The sequence below is a fragment of the Flavobacterium sp. UBA4854 genome, assembly GCF_002399805.1.
In the GTDB taxonomy this organism is placed as follows: Bacteria; Bacteroidota; Bacteroidia; order Flavobacteriales; family Flavobacteriaceae; genus Flavobacterium; species Flavobacterium ginsengisoli.
This window is the reverse complement of record NZ_DHEI01000057.1, coordinates 1-16,978: the sequence shown is the minus strand read 5'-3', so window position 1 is coordinate 16,978 and position 16,978 is coordinate 1. Positions and strand designations below refer to the sequence as shown.

The 16,978-nt window shown below is 32.4% G+C and carries 20 protein-coding genes and 1 pseudogene; 12 read left to right on the top strand and 9 right to left on the bottom strand.

Annotation, left to right across the window (positions count from 1 at the left end):
* Both B3J44_RS08475 and B3J44_RS08470 read right to left on the bottom strand, forming a co-directional pair.
* A pseudogene (locus tag B3J44_RS08475) lies at positions 1 to 344 on the bottom strand (hypothetical protein); the annotation flags it as partial.
* Positions 345 to 442: 98 nt separating this feature from the next.
* Positions 443 to 670, bottom strand: a complete 228-nt coding sequence (locus tag B3J44_RS08470; protein WP_286967787.1) for a hypothetical protein — start codon at positions 668 to 670, stop codon at positions 443 to 445.
* Positions 671 to 762: 92 nt separating this feature from the next.
* On the opposite strand from B3J44_RS08470, the gene B3J44_RS08465 reads away from it, so the two are divergent.
* Positions 763 to 1,821 (top strand): helix-turn-helix domain-containing protein, encoded by a 1,059-nt coding sequence (locus tag B3J44_RS08465; RefSeq protein WP_286967786.1) that lies wholly within the window; start codon positions 763 to 765, stop codon positions 1,819 to 1,821.
* Positions 1,822 to 1,937: 116 nt separating this feature from the next.
* Complete coding sequence (locus B3J44_RS08460) at positions 1,938 to 4,178, top strand: TonB-dependent receptor domain-containing protein (protein ID WP_286967785.1); 2,241 nt, start codon at positions 1,938 to 1,940, stop codon at positions 4,176 to 4,178.
* Between the two features lie 4 nt (positions 4,179 to 4,182).
* Here B3J44_RS08460 and B3J44_RS08455 read toward each other — a convergent pair whose 3' ends face one another.
* The 3 genes from B3J44_RS08455 to B3J44_RS08445 all read right to left on the bottom strand — a co-directional run bounded on the left by B3J44_RS08455 (position 4,183) and on the right by B3J44_RS08445 (position 6,679).
* Positions 4,183 to 4,407, bottom strand: coding sequence for a DUF5808 domain-containing protein (locus B3J44_RS08455; RefSeq protein WP_286967784.1), 225 nt, complete (start codon positions 4,405 to 4,407; stop codon positions 4,183 to 4,185).
* A gap of 367 nt (positions 4,408 to 4,774) precedes the next feature.
* Complete coding sequence (locus tag B3J44_RS08450; RefSeq protein ID WP_286967782.1) at positions 4,775 to 6,034, bottom strand: aspartate kinase; 1,260 nt, start codon at positions 6,032 to 6,034, stop codon at positions 4,775 to 4,777.
* 156 nt (positions 6,035 to 6,190) lie between these two features.
* On the bottom strand, positions 6,191 to 6,679 hold the full coding sequence (locus B3J44_RS08445; protein WP_286967780.1) for a GNAT family N-acetyltransferase: 489 nt from the start codon (positions 6,677 to 6,679) through the stop codon (positions 6,191 to 6,193).
* 171 nt (positions 6,680 to 6,850) lie between these two features.
* Between B3J44_RS08445 and fbp the strand changes: the two genes are divergently transcribed.
* Positions 6,851 to 7,852 (top strand): class 1 fructose-bisphosphatase, encoded by a 1,002-nt coding sequence (gene fbp, locus B3J44_RS08440; RefSeq protein ID WP_286967779.1) that lies wholly within the window; start codon positions 6,851 to 6,853, stop codon positions 7,850 to 7,852.
* 119 nt (positions 7,853 to 7,971) lie between these two features.
* Positions 7,972 to 8,346 (top strand): hypothetical protein, encoded by a 375-nt coding sequence (locus B3J44_RS08435; protein WP_286967777.1) that lies wholly within the window; start codon positions 7,972 to 7,974, stop codon positions 8,344 to 8,346.
* Between the two features lie 77 nt (positions 8,347 to 8,423).
* Here the strand turns inward: B3J44_RS08435 and B3J44_RS08430 are convergent, their stop codons facing one another.
* A complete protein-coding gene (locus B3J44_RS08430) occupies positions 8,424 to 8,855 on the bottom strand; it encodes a TerB family tellurite resistance protein (protein WP_198855464.1) in 432 nt (143 codons plus the stop codon).
* Positions 8,856 to 9,023: 168 nt separating this feature from the next.
* On the opposite strand from B3J44_RS08430, the gene B3J44_RS08425 reads away from it, so the two are divergent.
* The 5 genes from B3J44_RS08425 (at position 9,024) to B3J44_RS08405 (ending at position 12,460) form a co-directional block, all read left to right on the top strand.
* Positions 9,024 to 9,617 (top strand): HupE/UreJ family protein, encoded by a 594-nt coding sequence (locus B3J44_RS08425; protein WP_057115093.1) that lies wholly within the window; start codon positions 9,024 to 9,026, stop codon positions 9,615 to 9,617.
* A gap of 5 nt (positions 9,618 to 9,622) precedes the next feature.
* A complete protein-coding gene (locus B3J44_RS08420; RefSeq protein ID WP_248728441.1) occupies positions 9,623 to 10,054 on the top strand; it encodes a deoxycytidylate deaminase in 432 nt (143 codons plus the stop codon).
* Positions 10,054 to 11,631, top strand: a complete 1,578-nt coding sequence (locus B3J44_RS08415) for a S41 family peptidase (RefSeq protein WP_286967771.1) — start codon at positions 10,054 to 10,056, stop codon at positions 11,629 to 11,631. Before B3J44_RS08420 ends, B3J44_RS08415 begins: the two co-directional genes overlap by 1 nt.
* A 16-nt stretch (positions 11,632 to 11,647) precedes the next feature.
* Positions 11,648 to 12,013: a nuclear transport factor 2 family protein gene (locus tag B3J44_RS08410; protein ID WP_286967770.1), complete on the top strand. Its 366-nt coding sequence runs from the start codon at positions 11,648 to 11,650 to the stop codon at positions 12,011 to 12,013.
* A gap of 129 nt (positions 12,014 to 12,142) precedes the next feature.
* A complete protein-coding gene (locus B3J44_RS08405) occupies positions 12,143 to 12,460 on the top strand; it encodes a hypothetical protein (RefSeq protein WP_286967767.1) in 318 nt (105 codons plus the stop codon).
* Between the two features lie 108 nt (positions 12,461 to 12,568).
* On the opposite strand, the gene B3J44_RS08400 is transcribed toward B3J44_RS08405, so the two are convergent.
* The 3 genes from B3J44_RS08400 to B3J44_RS08390 all read right to left on the bottom strand — a co-directional run bounded on the left by B3J44_RS08400 (position 12,569) and on the right by B3J44_RS08390 (position 14,064).
* Positions 12,569 to 13,174 carry an FAD-dependent oxidoreductase gene (locus B3J44_RS08400; protein WP_286967806.1) on the bottom strand — a complete coding sequence of 202 codons (606 nt, stop codon included), beginning with the start codon at positions 13,172 to 13,174 and terminating at the stop codon, positions 12,569 to 12,571.
* Position 13,175: 1 nt separating this feature from the next.
* Positions 13,176 to 13,379 carry a hypothetical protein gene (locus B3J44_RS08395; protein WP_095928256.1) on the bottom strand — a complete coding sequence of 68 codons (204 nt, stop codon included), beginning with the start codon at positions 13,377 to 13,379 and terminating at the stop codon, positions 13,176 to 13,178.
* Between the two features lie 106 nt (positions 13,380 to 13,485).
* Positions 13,486 to 14,064, bottom strand: coding sequence for a MarC family protein (locus tag B3J44_RS08390; protein ID WP_008465051.1), 579 nt, complete (start codon positions 14,062 to 14,064; stop codon positions 13,486 to 13,488).
* 321 nt (positions 14,065 to 14,385) lie between these two features.
* On the opposite strand from B3J44_RS08390, the gene B3J44_RS08385 reads away from it, so the two are divergent.
* The 3 genes from B3J44_RS08385 to B3J44_RS08375 all read left to right on the top strand — a co-directional run.
* Positions 14,386 to 14,955 carry a DUF3109 family protein gene (locus B3J44_RS08385; protein WP_286967763.1) on the top strand — a complete coding sequence of 190 codons (570 nt, stop codon included), beginning with the start codon at positions 14,386 to 14,388 and terminating at the stop codon, positions 14,953 to 14,955.
* A gap of 337 nt (positions 14,956 to 15,292) precedes the next feature.
* Positions 15,293 to 16,270: a ribonucleotide-diphosphate reductase subunit beta gene (locus B3J44_RS08380; RefSeq protein ID WP_286967761.1), complete on the top strand. Its 978-nt coding sequence runs from the start codon at positions 15,293 to 15,295 to the stop codon at positions 16,268 to 16,270.
* A 262-nt stretch (positions 16,271 to 16,532) separates the two neighbouring features.
* Positions 16,533 to 16,978: ATP cone domain-containing protein (locus tag B3J44_RS08375; RefSeq protein ID WP_286967759.1), on the top strand; the 446-nt coding region annotated here is incomplete at its 3' end.

The following is a 16,978-nucleotide window of genomic DNA, read 5'->3' as shown; positions in this document are numbered from 1 at the left end:
ACATCGCCACTTACAATCTGATCCGATTTGTAAAGACTGTATTCTTTGGTTAAGAAATCGGGATAATTAAGATAGTTGACAATTAAAGTATCTGAAACCGATGGATATTTTTCATTTAAAAGCAAATATCCTTTTTGAAAATCGACTTTATAAAAAGTTGAATCAATCGGTTCATTTTTAGTATTTAGAATTTGAAAAAATCCAGAGTTGATGGCTACTTTTTCAAGCCGAATAGTATCTTTTGAAACGATTACTTTTTTTGTTTTGTACAGTGATTCGGTTTCTTGAGCTTGAAGCGCAGAAAACCAGAAGAAAACCGTCAAAAACAGTAATTTTTTCAACATAAATACTTTAACTCTAAAAAGTCAAAAGTAGTATTTATAATTGGGAATTGTTGTGTCGGAAATTGTAGTTTTAGAGATGAGAAAAGAAGCGCCAATTCTTATTTTCCATATTTAATGAAAAGTAGAATTATTAAGGCTAAAAACGCGATAATTACAATAAAAATAGGATTAGCGTAATTGGCATGCCATCCAAATTCACTTATTCTTTTTGGAAAATAAGACCTTTTATCTTTCGGATTATAATAAAACATTCCCCAAATCCAATTATTGGGATCATTTTCCCATCGGTTTTTAGTTTCTTCGCTTAGGTCGTTAATGTTTTTCATAATTTTTGGAATTATTTGGCTATTATAAAGTTAATTAATTTCCATTTAAAAATAATATTTTAGCTTTGTTTAGGATATAATCAATTTAAATTATGGATACTAGTAAAGAACTTTTATTCTTTTTTAGTGCTTTGGGAGCTTTCAACGGAATTATTCTCGGAATTTATTTTTTCTTTTTTACCAAGAAAAAATACCTGACGAATTATTTCTTGGGTGCGCTTTTGTTTGCGCTAAGTATTCGTATTGCAAAATCTGTATTTGTTTATTTTCATCCAGAATTGCCAAAAATGTATCTCCAATTCGGACTTACAGCTTGTTTTTTTATTGGGCCGTGTTTGTATTATTTCATCAAATCGGCAGTAGATGAAGTGCAGATTATGCCCAAATCATGGAAATTTATATTGGCATTTTGGGGAACTTTAATCATTGCTATTGGTATTTTGTATCCGTATGAAGTATATCCGAAATTTTGGAGTGGCTATTTTATAAGAATCATTTATTTTCAGTGGTTTGCTTACATTGTATTTGCTGGCTACGAACTTCGCGGTGTGCTGAAAAAAATCTTGAGCAGAAAAGAAAACAATACTCCAGCCGAAATATGGTTTTCAATGCTTTATTTTGGAAATTTTCTCTTATTCCTATTTTATTTCTTGGCTATTATGGGAGCTTCTGCAGCAACTTACATAAGCGGTGCAGTAGTTTTTTCATTTATTTTATATTTAGGAATTTCGATTCTTTTGTACAGAAAAAAAACAGACGATTTATTTTTATTAAATGGAAAGATTTCCAATAAAAAAATAGAGGCAACAGAAGCAACAATATGGTCAGAAAAACTAGAAAATGCTATGTTTGAAAAAAGTTTGTATAAAAACCCAAACTTAACGCTTCAAGATTTGTCTAAAGAAATTAATATTTCAAGTCATCAACTATCGCAGTTTTTGAATAACAATTTAGGAAAGAATTTTACCAGTTTTGTAAACGAATTTAGAATCAATGAAGCTTGTAAAATAATTACTTCTACAGATAAATTGACCCTAGAATCTGTTGGTTACGATGTTGGTTTTAATTCTAAATCGACCTTTTTTGTCGCATTCAAAAAACATACGGGAACAACCCCTCTTAATTATCAGATTCAGGCTTTACAACCGTAAAAAGGAGTATTAATTTATAAATCCGTACTCCTGATTTCGCTTTTCGCAATCTCATTTATAGATTTTCAGATGACTTTTGTTTCAAATAAAAGTCAAACTGCTAATCATTAAAATTTATGAGATTTCTAAAATGGGTTATCCTTTCTGTTTTTTTTCTAATTTTTTCATCAATAGAAATAAACGCGCAACGCATAAAAAATGTTAAAGATAAAAGTTATTATAGTGATGATGTAATCCTCGGAAAAAAACTACCAAAGTCTGCTCAAGATACTGTAATTAATAAAGAAAAAGAGCACAATGAGTTAAATGAAGTGGTTATAAAAAGCCAAGCTTCATTGTTAAAATATGGAGCAAACGGAAACATTGATGTCAACGTAAATGGAACTGTTTTGGCAACAAGTAGCTCGGTAAGTGAATTGTTGGGAAGAGTGCCAAATGTTGTGGTTGCCGATGGAGAAATTAGTGTTGTTGGAAAAGGGGAAGCGATTATTTATCTCAACGGAGTTTTGATCAATTATGAACGATTTGCTGCAATTCCCGTTTCGCAGATTCAGAAAATAGAAGTCATTTCTAATCCTTCTGCGAGATATGATGCCGAAGGAAAAGCAGTAATCAACATTATTACAAAAAAAAAAAGTGAAAGCGGTATGATGGGCGCAGTTAATCAGCACGTCACAGTTTCTAAATTTGGAGGAACGCTTTATAATACGCTTTTAGATTTTAATTATTCTAAAGGAAAATTCTCTTTTGTAACCAATTACGGTCTGCAGTTAGGAAGAAATCGCGAATTGCTGTACACAACTAGAACGCGTCCAGATCCTGATGATTTTATGAAATCGGAATTGACAACCGACTGGGGAAGAAGATTTAATAATTATTCTAATTTCGGATTCGGACTTCAGTATAATTTTTCTCCAAACAATTATATTTCATTGGCTTATAGTGGCAATGTGAATGATTTGGGCGGAATTACAGAAAGTAGAAATTCTATAACCAACAATTCAGGAAAGAGTTTTTATGCCACAGATGTTGACCGAAATGATGTTTTATTAAATCAGTTCATCAATTTGAACTATAATTTGACAACCAGCAAAGGCTCAACACTATTTATTGGATCGCAATTTTCAAATTACAATCAAACCATAAGAGATTTTATCGATGAAAATAGTGAGGTTGAGGAAACAGATGCCGAAAGATATTTAAAGAATGATGTGGGAAGCCGAATTAATATAATTGCAGTTCAAGCCGATTATTCGAAGAAAATAAACGAAAAAACAAAACTAGAAATAGGAGCAAAGTTTAGTCGCGCGACGATAAACTCGGGAACAGATTTTTTGATTTCTGATGATGAAATAAATTTTGAGCTCGACGATGAGCTTTCGAGTGATTTTGAATACAATGAAAAAATTGCTGCCGCGTACTTAAATTATATCGGGACATTGAATGAAAAGGTTAATTTTTCGCTTGGTGTAAGAGGAGAAAAAACAAGTTATGATTTGTTTACAGATGCCAACGGAACTCAGAAATTTGATAAATCGTACGGCAATTTTTTTCCAAACGCACTTTTAAATTTTAATCTTTCAGAAGATTGGAAAGGGCATTTTTCGTATGTTTCCAGAATTACAAGACCTAGATATCAGGCTTTAAATCCGTATGTAATTTATCAAGATCCTTTTACGACGATTGAAGGAAATCCGAATTTGCTTCCAGAAAAAACACATGCTTTTGAAATAGGTGCGATGTACAAAAAGTTCGATTTTAAAGTTGGCTATACTTATAAAATTGATCCCATTTCGGCAGCCGCTTTGCGCGGAGACACGCCAAATAGTTATATTTTAAGGGCATTAAATCTCGAAAAAGGACATACTTTTTTTGCCTCACTTTCTAGAGCTTTCAATATTAAATGGTGGAATTCTGTTAATACAGCTAGCATTACATGGCAGAAATCGGTAGATAATTTTTATGCATTTGCTTTTAGCCCTGTAGAACCTCAAATTTATTTATATACTAATAATACATTTACGATTCTTAAACTTTTTAAACTCCAACTTTTGGCTTGGTATTTAAGTGATCGAAGCTATGGGTTAGGAAACGAAAATGGTCGTTCAACTATAACTTTAGGAATAGAAAGAAACTTTTTTAAAGATGCACTAAAACTCAATTTTACAGCAAACGACATCTTTCATAAGTTTATGGTTTCTGGCGATTATAATGTCGGACAAACCCAAATTTATTATCATCGAACGTATAGTACAGATTATTTTAAACTAATTGCAACATACAATTTCGGAGATTCAAAAAAGACAACGTATAAAAAAACAGAAGTGGAACAGTCAGAGAATAGTAGGGCGAGGTAACATATTATTTGATGCTTTCTGATAAAATCATTAAAACAATAATAAGTACAACGCAAAGAAAAACCGAATTAGGATTTGCAAAATTAATAGTCCAGCCTAGTTCTTTAATTTTCTTTGGAGGAAACATTCTTGCATCTTTTGGGTTATAGTAAAACAATCCCCAAACCCAATTATCGGGATCGTTATGCCAATTGTTTTTTTCTTCCTCATTAGGCTTTTGATTTTCCATCGTTAAGAATTATTGGGAATACTGCTATTACTTGTTCGCTTTTCCTTTTTTAACTGTATATAACTGATGAGAATTGCAACTGTAGATAAAAAAGGCCCAATTACCAATCTAAAATCAGAGTAAGAGATGTCTTTTATTTCTTTTGTAAGCAGCGGGCTTAAAGTTATACCAATGTATAATATATCAAAGATAATAAGACTGAATAAAATGTTTTTTCTGCTCATTTTGAGTTCTTTAGTAGAAAGAGTAAATGTAATCAAAAAACAGAGAAAAAACAGAGAAAATTCTTTCGTAATAAAAAAGGCTCCATATAAGTGAAGCCTTTTTCAATATTTTGAATTAGATAATTACCTTTTATAAAGCAATATTAGTCTAATTCTTTAGTCACAATTTGCATTGTTTCGCGGCTAACTTGTTTCAATAAAACTTCTTTGTTAGCTTCAACAGTTTGCGCAGCCTCTTCTGTAAAGTGACGGATTGTATATAAAGTTACATTTTCGCTGTATTCTACTTTGAATTTTTTAGAAAGAATAGCATTCAATTCTGGGAAATTTCCAAATTTATCTTCCACACAAACAGAGAAACTAATTGCAGAGTTCTGGATTAAGTTTACTTTGATTTTAAATTCGTGGAATAGACCAAAAATCTCACTGATGTTTTCTTCCATAATGAAAGAGAAATCAATAGAAGAAAGCGAAATTAAAAGCTGTTCTCTTTTTACGATAAAACATGGATATTGCGGTTCCAAATCAACTCCTTTAGAAACACAAGTTCCTTTTAATAACGGGTTGATAAAAGATTTTACGTACAACGGAATTTCTTTTTTCTGTAACGGCTGTAATGTTTTTGGGTGAATTACCGTTGCTCCGTAAAACGCCAATTCGATCGCTTCACGATACGAAATCTGGTTTAAAAGACTTGCATTTTCAAAATAACGCGGATCGGCATTCATAACTCCAGGAACGTCTTTCCAAATTGTAACACTTTCGGCATTTAAGCAGTAAGCAAAAATTCCGGCAGTATAATCAGAACCTTCACGGCCAAGAGTCGTTGTGAAATTATTTTCATCAGCACCTAAGAAACCTTGTGTAATATTTAATTGTTTTCTAGGTACATTTTTGCTGATGTTTTGTTGTGTAGTTTCCCAATCAACTTCTGCATCTCTATAGTTTGCATTTGTTTTAATGAAATTGCGAACATCAAGCCATTGCGTCTGAATTCCTCTGAAATTCATATAATGGCTCAAGATATTAGTCGAAATCAATTCACCAAAACTTACCACCTGATCGTAAACAAAGTTGTAATTTGGAGATTTATTATGAGCTAAAAAATATTCTAACTCGGCAAACTGTGCATTTACAGCATTGAAAACGGAATGATTTTCATCTTCAAACAAATCTAATAAGATTTGATTGTGGTATTTTTTTATTTCCTGTACAGAAGCATTTAATTCTGTCGATTTTTCAAAGTAATTCTTGATTACAACTTCAAGAGCATTTGTTGTTTTTCCCATAGCTGAAACTACAAGAATCACATCTTCATAACCTACTTTCTGTAAAACGTCATATACGTTTTTAATTCCATCTGCATCTTTTACCGATGCACCACCAAATTTAAATACTCTCATTTTTTAATTAATAGATTTTTAGATTTTAGATTTCAGATTCAAACCGAAACCTAGTATTTTGTTTTTTCTGCCACTCCCGATAGCTATCGGGATAAAATGATTTACATAGATTTTAAAATCATTTTAATCCTTATAATCTGTGGCTAAATATTTTTTTTATAATTTTTCTAAGAACAAATTAACTCCTGCTTCATCCATTTGTACAACTTGCCAGTCTTCTAGAATTCTTGCGCCAGAATTCTTGTAAAAATTAACTGCCGGTGTATTCCATGCCAAAACATTCCATTCCACTCTTCTTACATTATCTCTTTTTCCTTGTTTCATGATTTCAGCATAAAGAGCAGAACCTAAACCGGTGCCTCGCATCTTTTCTTTTACAATCAAATCTTCAAGATGAATTGTCTTTCCTTTCCAGGTAGAATAGCGATAATAATATAAAGCAATTCCAACAATTTCCTTTTGTTTTTCTTCGTTTTCGATCTCTGCTACAAAAACATGAAATAATGGTTTTTCTCCAAATCCGTCGCGCACTAAATCCTCTTCTGTAATGACAACAGCATCAGGTTCTTTTTCGAATATTGCTAGCTCCTGAATAAGCCCTAACACCGATTTCATATCTTCAGGATTTCCTTTTCTAATATTCATATATTCCTATTTTTAACTATTTAATATCTAAAAAAGCCTCATTTTAAGTAGTGCTTTTTGCAGATTATTAGCAAATATACAATAGTAGCAAACTAACAAAATAATTTTTAAATCATTCTCACAAAATAAGCGATATTTGTGACTTAAAAATAAAACTATAACGATTTAGAAATGGAAGAACGCAATAAAACACTGGGAGAGTTTATTATTGAGAACCAAAAAGCATTTCAGTATTCGTCGGGAGAACTCTCGCGAATTATCAACTCTATTCGATTGGCAGCAAAAGTGGTCAATCATAAAGTAAACCAAGCGGGTTTAGTAGATATTGTGGGAGCCGCAGGCGAACAGAATATTCAAGGTGAAGACCAGCAAAAATTAGATGTCTATGCAAACGAAGTATTTATCCAGACGTTAATAAACCGTGAGATTGTCTGTGGTATTGCTTCTGAAGAAAACGACGATTTTATTACTGTTCAGGGGAGCGACAACAGTCATAATAATAAGTACGTGATCTTAATGGATCCGCTTGACGGATCTTCAAACATTGATGTAAATGTTTCTGTGGGAACTATCTTTTCTGTTTTCAGAAGAGTAACTCCAATAGGAACTCCGGTAACTAGCGAGGATTTTTTACAACCGGGAATCAATCAAGTTGCAGCAGGCTATGTAATTTATGGAACTTCAACGATGTTGGTTTATACTACTGGACATGGCGTGAATGGTTTTACGTTAAATCCAGCGATAGGTACATTTTATCTTTCGCACCCAAACATGAAATTTCCAGAAAACGGAAATATCTATTCGGTAAACGAAGGAAATTATGTTCATTTTCCGCAGGGAGTAAAAAATTATATTAAGTATTGCCAGCGAGAAGAAGGAGATAGACCTTATACTTCAAGGTATATAGGAAGTTTGGTAGCCGATTTTCATCGAAATATGATAAAAGGAGGTGTTTATATTTATCCGACAAGTTCAAAAGCGCCAAAAGGAAAATTACGTTTGTTGTACGAATGTAATCCGATGGCATTTTTAGCAGAACAGGCGGGAGGAAAAGCAACAGATGGTTTTGGAAGAATTCTAGAAATTCAACCAACCGAATTGCACCAAAGAGTTCCTTTCTTCTGCGGAAGTTATAATATGGTAGAAAAAGCCGAGGAATTTATGGCTGAATAGTATTCAGTCTCAGATAATCCTAACACGTCGTAAGCTTGTTAGGATTTTTTGCTTGAAACAAGTATCTAAAAGTAATATTATTCTTATTTTTGTGTGTTAATAATAAAAATTTGTTTTTTATGACTGTTGAGGATTTTATTGAAAAATTAGAAGGATGGATAAATCATGCTGTGGATCAAGACGATAAATATGCATTTCAGGATCCAGCATATGATCTTATTGAAGAAATAGAAGATTCGAAAGAAGCTTTTGATTTTGTAGAACCAATATTTCATTTAATTGAGAGAAGTCCAGAAATCGATTATGGAGCACCTGGACCTTTTGGAAGTTTTTTAGAAAAATTTTACCATAAAGGTTATGAAGAGAAATTAATAGATTCTTTGAAACGTCAGCCAAAAGAATACACGGTTTTTCTATTACATCGATTAAGCAACGATACAAAAAATCCAAAGGTTGAGGAATATAAAAAGATCCTTAAATCATTTGAAAATTGATTGCATATTTAAAAAAAGAAACCCGATAAAATCAATTATCGGGTTTCTTTTTTTTAATTAATTCTTAAAGAAGAATATTATTTATGCATATGTTGCATTTCATAGATAAAAGTATCTGCATCCACTTTTTTGTCAACCAATGACAATGCTTTTGCAATAATGTAATCTACGTTGCTTGGTGTAAATCCAAGGGCAACACTTATCTTTTTTAGAAGCACTTCTTGTTTATCTTCAAGATGGTGATCAACATGAACCATTCTTGTTAAATCATATAAACGTTCTAAACGTTGAACGTAAGAATACGGTGGATTGATCGGATATTTTAAAGGATCGCTAAGAATTTCTTCGTATTCCGATTCTGTAATTTCTAAACGAGCAGCAAGTTTGTCTAAAAAGGCTTTTTCTTCTGGATATACAACTCCATCTGCTAGTGCTACACGTACGATAGCAGAAAAGTGTCCTTTATTTCTTTGCTTGAATTCGCTATCAAATAATTCTGAAAATGACATAATTAAAAGTATTTTTGTTAAACAAAGATAAATTTTATTTTAATTTAACAATTTTAAAATTCTCATAAATTTAACTTTTCTTTATTGAAGGATTTGGCGTCTTGAATATTTAAGTTTGAAAATTAATCGTAAGTTTACAGCCCCTAATTATTTAATTGCAATACACCTATGTCACAATTTTGGATTTATTTTCAAATAGGATTAAAACACGTTTTAGATATCAATGCTTACGATCACGTTCTTTTTTTAATCGCCTTAACCGTTCCGTATTTATTTAAAGACTGGAAAAGGATTTTTTTATTGGTTTCTCTTTTTACAATTGGTCATACTTTGGCTTTAATTCTTTCTGTTTACGGAATAATTGCCATAAAAGTAAATATTGTAGAATTCCTGATTCCGATTACAATTCTCGTAACAGCTCTTTATCATTTATTTACAGCAGGAAAGACCTCAAAAAATGATGGCGTAAATCTGGTATTTTTCATAACTTTATTCTTTGGAATTATTCACGGACTAGGTTTTTCTAATTATTTCAAAACAATTTTAGGAGGTTCTGCAACCTCAAAATTGTTACCTTTGGGAGAGTTTGCCTTAGGAATAGAAGCTGCTCAACTAGTAGTAGTTTTTGTTGTTCTGGTAATTTCATATATAGTGCAGACTGTTTTTCGTTTTTCAAAACGCGACTGGGCACTTGTAATGTCGGCTTTTATTATTGGAGTTGTAATCCCGATGATTATTGAAAGCCCAATTTGGAACAGATAAATTAAATGGAAGTAAAAAAACGGAATAAATACGATAAAGCATATCTGAGAATTGCAAAAGAGTGGAGTTTGCTTTCTTATTGTAAACGAAAACAAGTTGGAGCCATTATCGTAAAAGACAGAATGATTATCTCTGATGGTTATAATGGTACGCCATCTGGATTTGAAAATTGCTGCGAAGACGAAGACGGATTAACCCGCTGGGATGTTTTACACGCCGAAGCAAATGCCATTCTAAAAGTAGCCAGATCGACTCAGTCTTGTGAAGGCGCAACATTGTATATTACGCTTTCGCCTTGCAAAGAATGCAGTAAATTAATACATCAGTCAGGAATAAAAAGAGTGGTTTACAAAGATGGATATCGTGACGATTCTGGAATTCAATTTTTAATAAAAGCAGGTGTAGAAGTCGAACATATTCCTGTTTTGGAAGAGTAATGAAATTTAACTCAAAATATTTGCCAATAGTAATAGGAGCAACTTTTGCCCTTGGTACAATTGCCGGTAGCGTTATGAATGCTCCTGCAAGCGACCAACTTTTGGCCAAAAATTACTCTAAAACCAAGCTTAATAAACTTATTGATTTTATCAATACCGAATATGTTGATAGCGTCAATACCGATTCGATTGTAAACCTTACAGTCGATAATATTCTTTCTAAATTAGATCCGCATTCAGTTTATATTCCGCCAAGTGAACAGGCTGAGGTTGCCGAAAGCATGAAAGGAGATTTCGTCGGAATCGGAATCAATTTTTATATGTATAAAGATTCGGTAGCGATTATAAAGCCAGTTGAAAACGGTCCTTCAGCTAAAGCGGGAATAAAATCTGGCGATCGTATTTTATTTGCTGGAAAAACCAAATTATATGGCAGAAAACTGCCTTCTGATAGTTTGTTTTCTAAATTAAAAGGTCTTCAAGGTTCAGAAATTGAATTGACTGTTTTTAGAAAATCAGAACAAAAGAAATTAAAGTTTAAAGTAAAACGAGATATCATTCCGATTAAGAGTGTTGATGCTTCTTTATTAGTTGGGGACAATGTAGGTTACATCAAAATAAACCGTTTTGCAGAAACTACTTTCAACGAGTTCAAAACAGGTTTAACAAGATTAAAACAAAAAGGAATTAAGTCCCTTGTAATTGACCTTCGCGATAACGGAGGCGGTTATATGGAAGAAGCAATTGCAATTGCAGATGAATTTTTGAAAGACAAACAATTAATCGTTTTCACAAAAAGTAAAAACGGTTCTACCGAAAAAACATACGCCACAAAAGCGGGAAGTTTTGAAACTGGAAAAGTGTATGTTTTAATTAATGAAAATAGTGCTTCTGCAAGCGAAATCTTAGCTGGAGCAATTCAAGATAATGATCGCGGAACAATTGTCGGAAGACGCTCTTTTGGAAAAGGCCTAGTTCAAAGAGAAATGGATTTCAATGACGGATCTGCAGTACGATTAACTGTAGCACGTTATTATACTCCGACAGGAAGATCCATTCAGAAGCCATATAAAAAAGGAAATGAAGAATATTTTAAAGAATCTGAATCTAGAATCGCAACAGGCGAATTGTATGCAAAAGATAGCATAAAAGTGGCCGATTCTTTAAAATTTAAAACTCCGAAAGGTAAAATTGTTTACGGTGGCGGCGGAATTGTTCCTGATGTTTTTGTTCCAATCGAAGCAGAGCACGGAAATGAAAATGTTGCTTATTTATTGCAAACAGGAATTGTTGGCCATTTTGTTTTTGAAGAATTAGACAAAAACAGAAATGCTTTTGCAGGAGATAGTTTTGCTGGGTTTTTAGCTAAAATGAAAACTTCAGATGTGTATTTCAAAAAATTCAAGAATTATATCCTGATGACAGGTTTAGATTTAAAATTGGATAAAACGAAAGCACTTGTGAACCGTTATATTACCGCTGAATTCGCTCGACAGCTGTATGGAGAATTGTATTATTATGATGTAATCTTAAAAGAAGATGCCATGATGAAAACAATTCTAGCTCCAAAGAAATAACTTCAATCTTTATATCATGAAAATAGAAACCGTTGTTAATGCAGAAATCGAACTTCTAACTGCCATTAAAAAATCGGATGTTTTGGCTTTGGATACAATTCTTCATGATGATTTATTGTTCAACATGCCAGACGGACAAACCATCACTAAAGATTTCGATTTGCAGACCTACCGTTCTGGAAAGATTAAAATTGATTCTTTGGAAGGTTCTGATCAAATCGTTAATATAATTGGAGATTCGGCCGTAGTTACTGTTACAGTCGCATTAAATGGGTCTTATGATGGTAATCCGATTAACGGAGTTTTCAAATACATAAGAGTTTGGAAAAAAATAGGAAAAAATCTAAAGGTTATTGCAGGAAGCTGCGTCCAGCTGGCATAATTTTGGAATAATATGAAGCAACAGATTAAAAAGATTAACACAGATTATGAAATCCTTTTAATCTTTTTAATCTGTGGCTAAAGAAAAAATAGTAATCTTGGAGATTATTACACATTTAAATATTTAAAAATGAAAAATCTAAAAAGAATAAGTTTTCTAGTGCTTTTAATGACTTTTGTAATCTCTTGCACAACTATGAAAAACGATACAAATGCTGTAGTTTCAGGAAAAGTGGATGGTATAGAAGCTGGTAAAGACGGCTACACAGCCAAAATTACAACAGACACTAAAGAAGTTTATTTTGCTACAATTAGTATTGTAAACGTTGGCGGACCTCAAAACTACAAGCAATTAAAAATTGGCGATGTAGTATCTGTAAAAGGAGAAAAATGGAAAAGTGAGGACGAAAATCACATTAAAGTGATAGAAATCGTTTCGGTTAAATAAAAAAAAAACAGTCACTCAAAAAAAATAAACCATATAAGTGATATAAGTTCATATTATACTTTACGTATAGATTAAATGAACTTATATCACTTATATGGTTTAATGATTTTATCGAATACTATCGTGAGCGTGAGTCTGCACGCCGTTATTCCATAAAGTAAGAATATCTGTTGCTACAGCAGCGCCACTTCCGGCAGCAATTGCCAATTGACTTCTCCATCCAGCTAAAGTTCCGATTACATAAATGCCCTCAGCAACTTTATGATCTTCGTTTTTTAGTTGAATTCGTTGTTTTTCTGGAAGTGCTTTTTTGTGAGGTTCAACAAATTGCATTAAACCTTCAATGTCGAAAGTATTGGCTGAACCAATTCCGACTACGATATTTTTTGTTTTGTATGAATTCTTGTTGGTCACTACTATAAATTCAGGATAACTGCCCTCAATTTTCATTACTTTCTCATTTGGAATCTGAGTAATATGCGGGTAAGTTGTTGCTAAATCCTGTGTGCTTTCAGTTAGGAGCTCAGAACCTAATTTTCCTGGAGTAATTCCGTAAGCGTTGTAAAATATTGCCTCTTGTAAAGAAGAATTTTTCTGATGCGTAAAAATTCCTATTTTTTTGTCAGTAACAAAAGTTTTGTTTTTTGCGGATCCTAAGACAAGAGCACAAGACATTCCAGATACTCCTCCGCCAATTATTAAAACATCAAACATATTATCTGTTGTCATTCATTTTTTCTTCAATTCTTTTCGAAATTCTAAAAATCAAAAGAATCAAAACAGCGCAAAATGAAGCGGCGATTCCAATAAAAGCTACCATACTATCTCCTTGAAAAGGGTTTTGAAAGTCTAATAGCGTAATATTAAAAACAATTAAAGCTAATGCCAAAAGCACTAAGATTGAAGTGAAAATTTTCATAAGGTTGTTTTGTTTTTGCCTAAAATAATAAAGTAAAACTTTATGGAGAAATTGCCTTAAAGTTGTATTTTAGAAATTTTACGGGGTAAATGTATAAAAATAAATTTTAGACAAACAAACCTTTAACATTAGCAGCGAATAATTTAACAGCAATTGCTAAAAGTATCACTCCAAACGTCTTGCGAACCACTCCAAGTCCGTTCTCTCCCAATAGATTTTCTATTTTTTTAGAAGACTTTAAAACGATGTATACTAAGATGATATTCAATACAATTGCAATGATAATATTAATGGTATGAAACTGAGAGCGAAGCGATAATAAAGTTGTCATGGTTCCTGCTCCAGCAATTAAAGGAAAAGCCAAAGGCACAATAGAAGCAGAACCAGGTTCTTCATCACGATAGATTCTAATTCCTAAAATCATTTCTAAAGCAAGAAAGAATAATACAAACGATCCTGCAACGGCAAACGAATGAACATCGATACCAATTAAATTTAGTAAACCTTCCCCAACAAAAAGAAAAACAATCATAATCGCTCCTGCTACGATAGAAGCTTTTTCTGATTCGATGTGTCCGACTTTAGCTCTTAAATTCACAATAATCGGAATTGAACCAACAATATCAATTACGGCAAAAAGCACCATACTAACGGTAATGATTTCTTTAAAATCGATTTCTAACATATCGCTTTGATTTTTAGGGTTTAAAAAACTGCTGCAAAAGTAGTTAATAAAGTTAGGTGTTTTTTCGATAGATTGTATTTTTGTTATAAAAACATGTTTTATTGGTTAAAAAAGTGATATTTGTAACAATTAATAGTTTAACCGCAAAGATTCGCAAAGAAATTACGCAAAGTTCGCGAGGCTAAAAAATTAATAATACTTTGCTCCCGATAGCTATTGGGATTGCGTAATTCCCTGCGCACTTTGCGGTTAAACATTTACAGTGTTTTATCTGTTTTCTTTGACTATCTTTGCATTTTAAAATTTACAGTATTAAATATCATGTTTCAGTTAGGTAAAACTATTATTTCAGAGGATATTCTGGAAAAAGAATTTGTGTGCAACTTGTCTGCTTGTAAAGGAGCTTGTTGTGTTGATGGAGATGCGGGGGCGCCTTTGAATGAGGCTGAAACCAAAATATTAGAAGAAATCTACCCAAAAGTGAAACCTTTTTTACGAAAAGAAGGAATTGATGCAATAGAAGCGCAAGGAACTTGGGTAAAAGGAACTGATGGAGATCTTGAAACGCCACTTATTGATAATAAGGATTGTGCGTATGTAATTTTTGACGGAAAAACTGCGCTTTGCGGAATCGAGCAAGCATATAATCAAGGAGTAGTTGACTGGAAAAAACCAGTTTCTTGTCATTTATACCCAATTCGTGTAAAAGACTTCACAGAATTTGCAGCGGTAAATTACGATAAATGGGATATTTGTGATGACGCTTGTTCGTTAGGGAAAGAATTAGAAGTTCCGGTTTATAAATTTGTAAAAGAGGCGCTTATTAGACGCTTTGGCGAAGATTGGTATTTGGAGCTCGAAAAAGTAGCCGAAGAGCATAAAAATTCATAAAAAAAACAGCCTATTTGATAGGCTTTTTTTATGCGCTTTTTTGACTCGAAAAAATAAAATTTTGACTCAAAAAAAACTTTTTAAAACTATTCAAAATTTCTTGTTTTTTATATTTAAAAGTCTATATTTTACGGGCTATGAGCTTTAATTATTTTGTATAAATAATTCATTTACAGTATTTTGATTATTGTATGAAAAATGTTTCAAAAAAATACCGTTGTTAAAAACTACAGCAAATTGTGAATAAGTTTGACTTTCATTTTTGGCGTTAATTGACAATCTTTGTAGTCTATTGAATTAGTAAAAAATTCGGTATAAAAATTAAATAAAAATTGTCATGTCTCAAGTAGAACCAATCTTACAAGAAAATAAAAATCGTTTCGTTATTTTTCCTATCAAACATCATGATATTTGGGAATGGTATAAAAAAATGGAAGCTAGTTTCTGGACTGCTGAAGAAATCGATTTGCACCAAGACTTGACAGATTGGAATAATAAACTTAATGACGACGAAAGATATTTCATTAAGCATATTTTGGCATTCTTTGCGGCTTCTGACGGAATCGTAAATGAAAATCTTGCTGAGAACTTTGTAAACGAAGTTCAATATGCTGAAGCTAAATTTTTCTATGGTTTCCAGATTATGATGGAAAACATTCATAGTGAAACATATTCTTTATTAATTGATACATACGTTAAAGACGAAGCAGAAAAAACAGAATTGTTTAATGCTTTGGAAGTATTCCCAGCTATTGCAAAAAAAGCAGAATGGGCTTTAAAATGGATCGAGTCAGATTCATTTGCTGAAAGACTTATTGCTTTTGCTGCAGTTGAAGGAATCTTTTTCTCAGGCGCTTTCTGTTCAATTTATTGGTTGAAAAAACGTGGTTTAATGCCAGGTTTAACTTTCTCTAATGAGTTGATTTCTCGTGACGAAGGTGTGCACTGTGATTTTGCAGTTCACTTGCATAATCACCATTTAGTAAACAAAGTTCCAAAAGAAAGAATTAAAGAAATTATCGTTGATGCTTTAGATATCGAAAGACAATTTGTTACAGAATCTCTTCCGGTAAGTTTAATTGGTATGAACGCTACTTTAATGACGCAATATTTAGAATTTGTTGCTGATAGATTATTAGTAGAATTAGGTTGCGAGCGTGTGTATGGATCAGCGAATCCGTTTGATTTCATGGACATGATTTCTCTTCAAGGAAAAACTAATTTCTTTGAAAAACGTGTTGCAGAGTATCAAAAGTCAGGTGTGATGAACAATGACAGCGATGCTCAAAAAATTTCATTCGATGCAGATTTTTAGACAACAAGAAATACTTTTAGCGTCTATCTTCTAGAGACGCTAAAAAAGATTACAGGAATATTTTAAGGTTGAATCTCTTTCCCCAAGTCGCAGGTTCAATAGCAATTTTTGACGCATTTAAATTCGATTTTCGAATTTGAAACGAGTAACTATTGAGAATTCGGTAATTCTCAAAAAATAATTTAAAAACACGCAATGTTTAAGTGCTAGAGTTCGTTCTCTAGTTACTTTCATTTTTTCAATAACTATAAAAGGTAAGCTTATGTATGTAGTAAAAAGAGATGGCCACAGAGAGCCCGTAATGTTTGATAAGATTACAGAAAGAATCAAAAAATTGTGTTACGGCTTAAATGAGCTTGTAGATCCAGTTAAGGTAGCCATGAGAGTTATCGAAGGATTGTATGATGGGGTTTCGACTTCTGAATTGGATAATCTTGCGGCAGAAACAGCGGCTTCTATGACAATTGCGCATCCTGATTATGCTCAATTAGCAGCTCGTATAGCTATTTCTAATCTACATTCAAATACTAAAAAATCTTTCTCAGAAACGATGAAAGATATGTATCACTACGTAAATCCAAGAAACGGACAAGATGCTCCATTAATTGCAGATGATGTTTACAAAGTGATTCAGGATAATGCTGCTTTTTTAGATTCTCATATTATTTATACAAGAGATTTTAATTACGATTACTTTGGTTTTAAAAC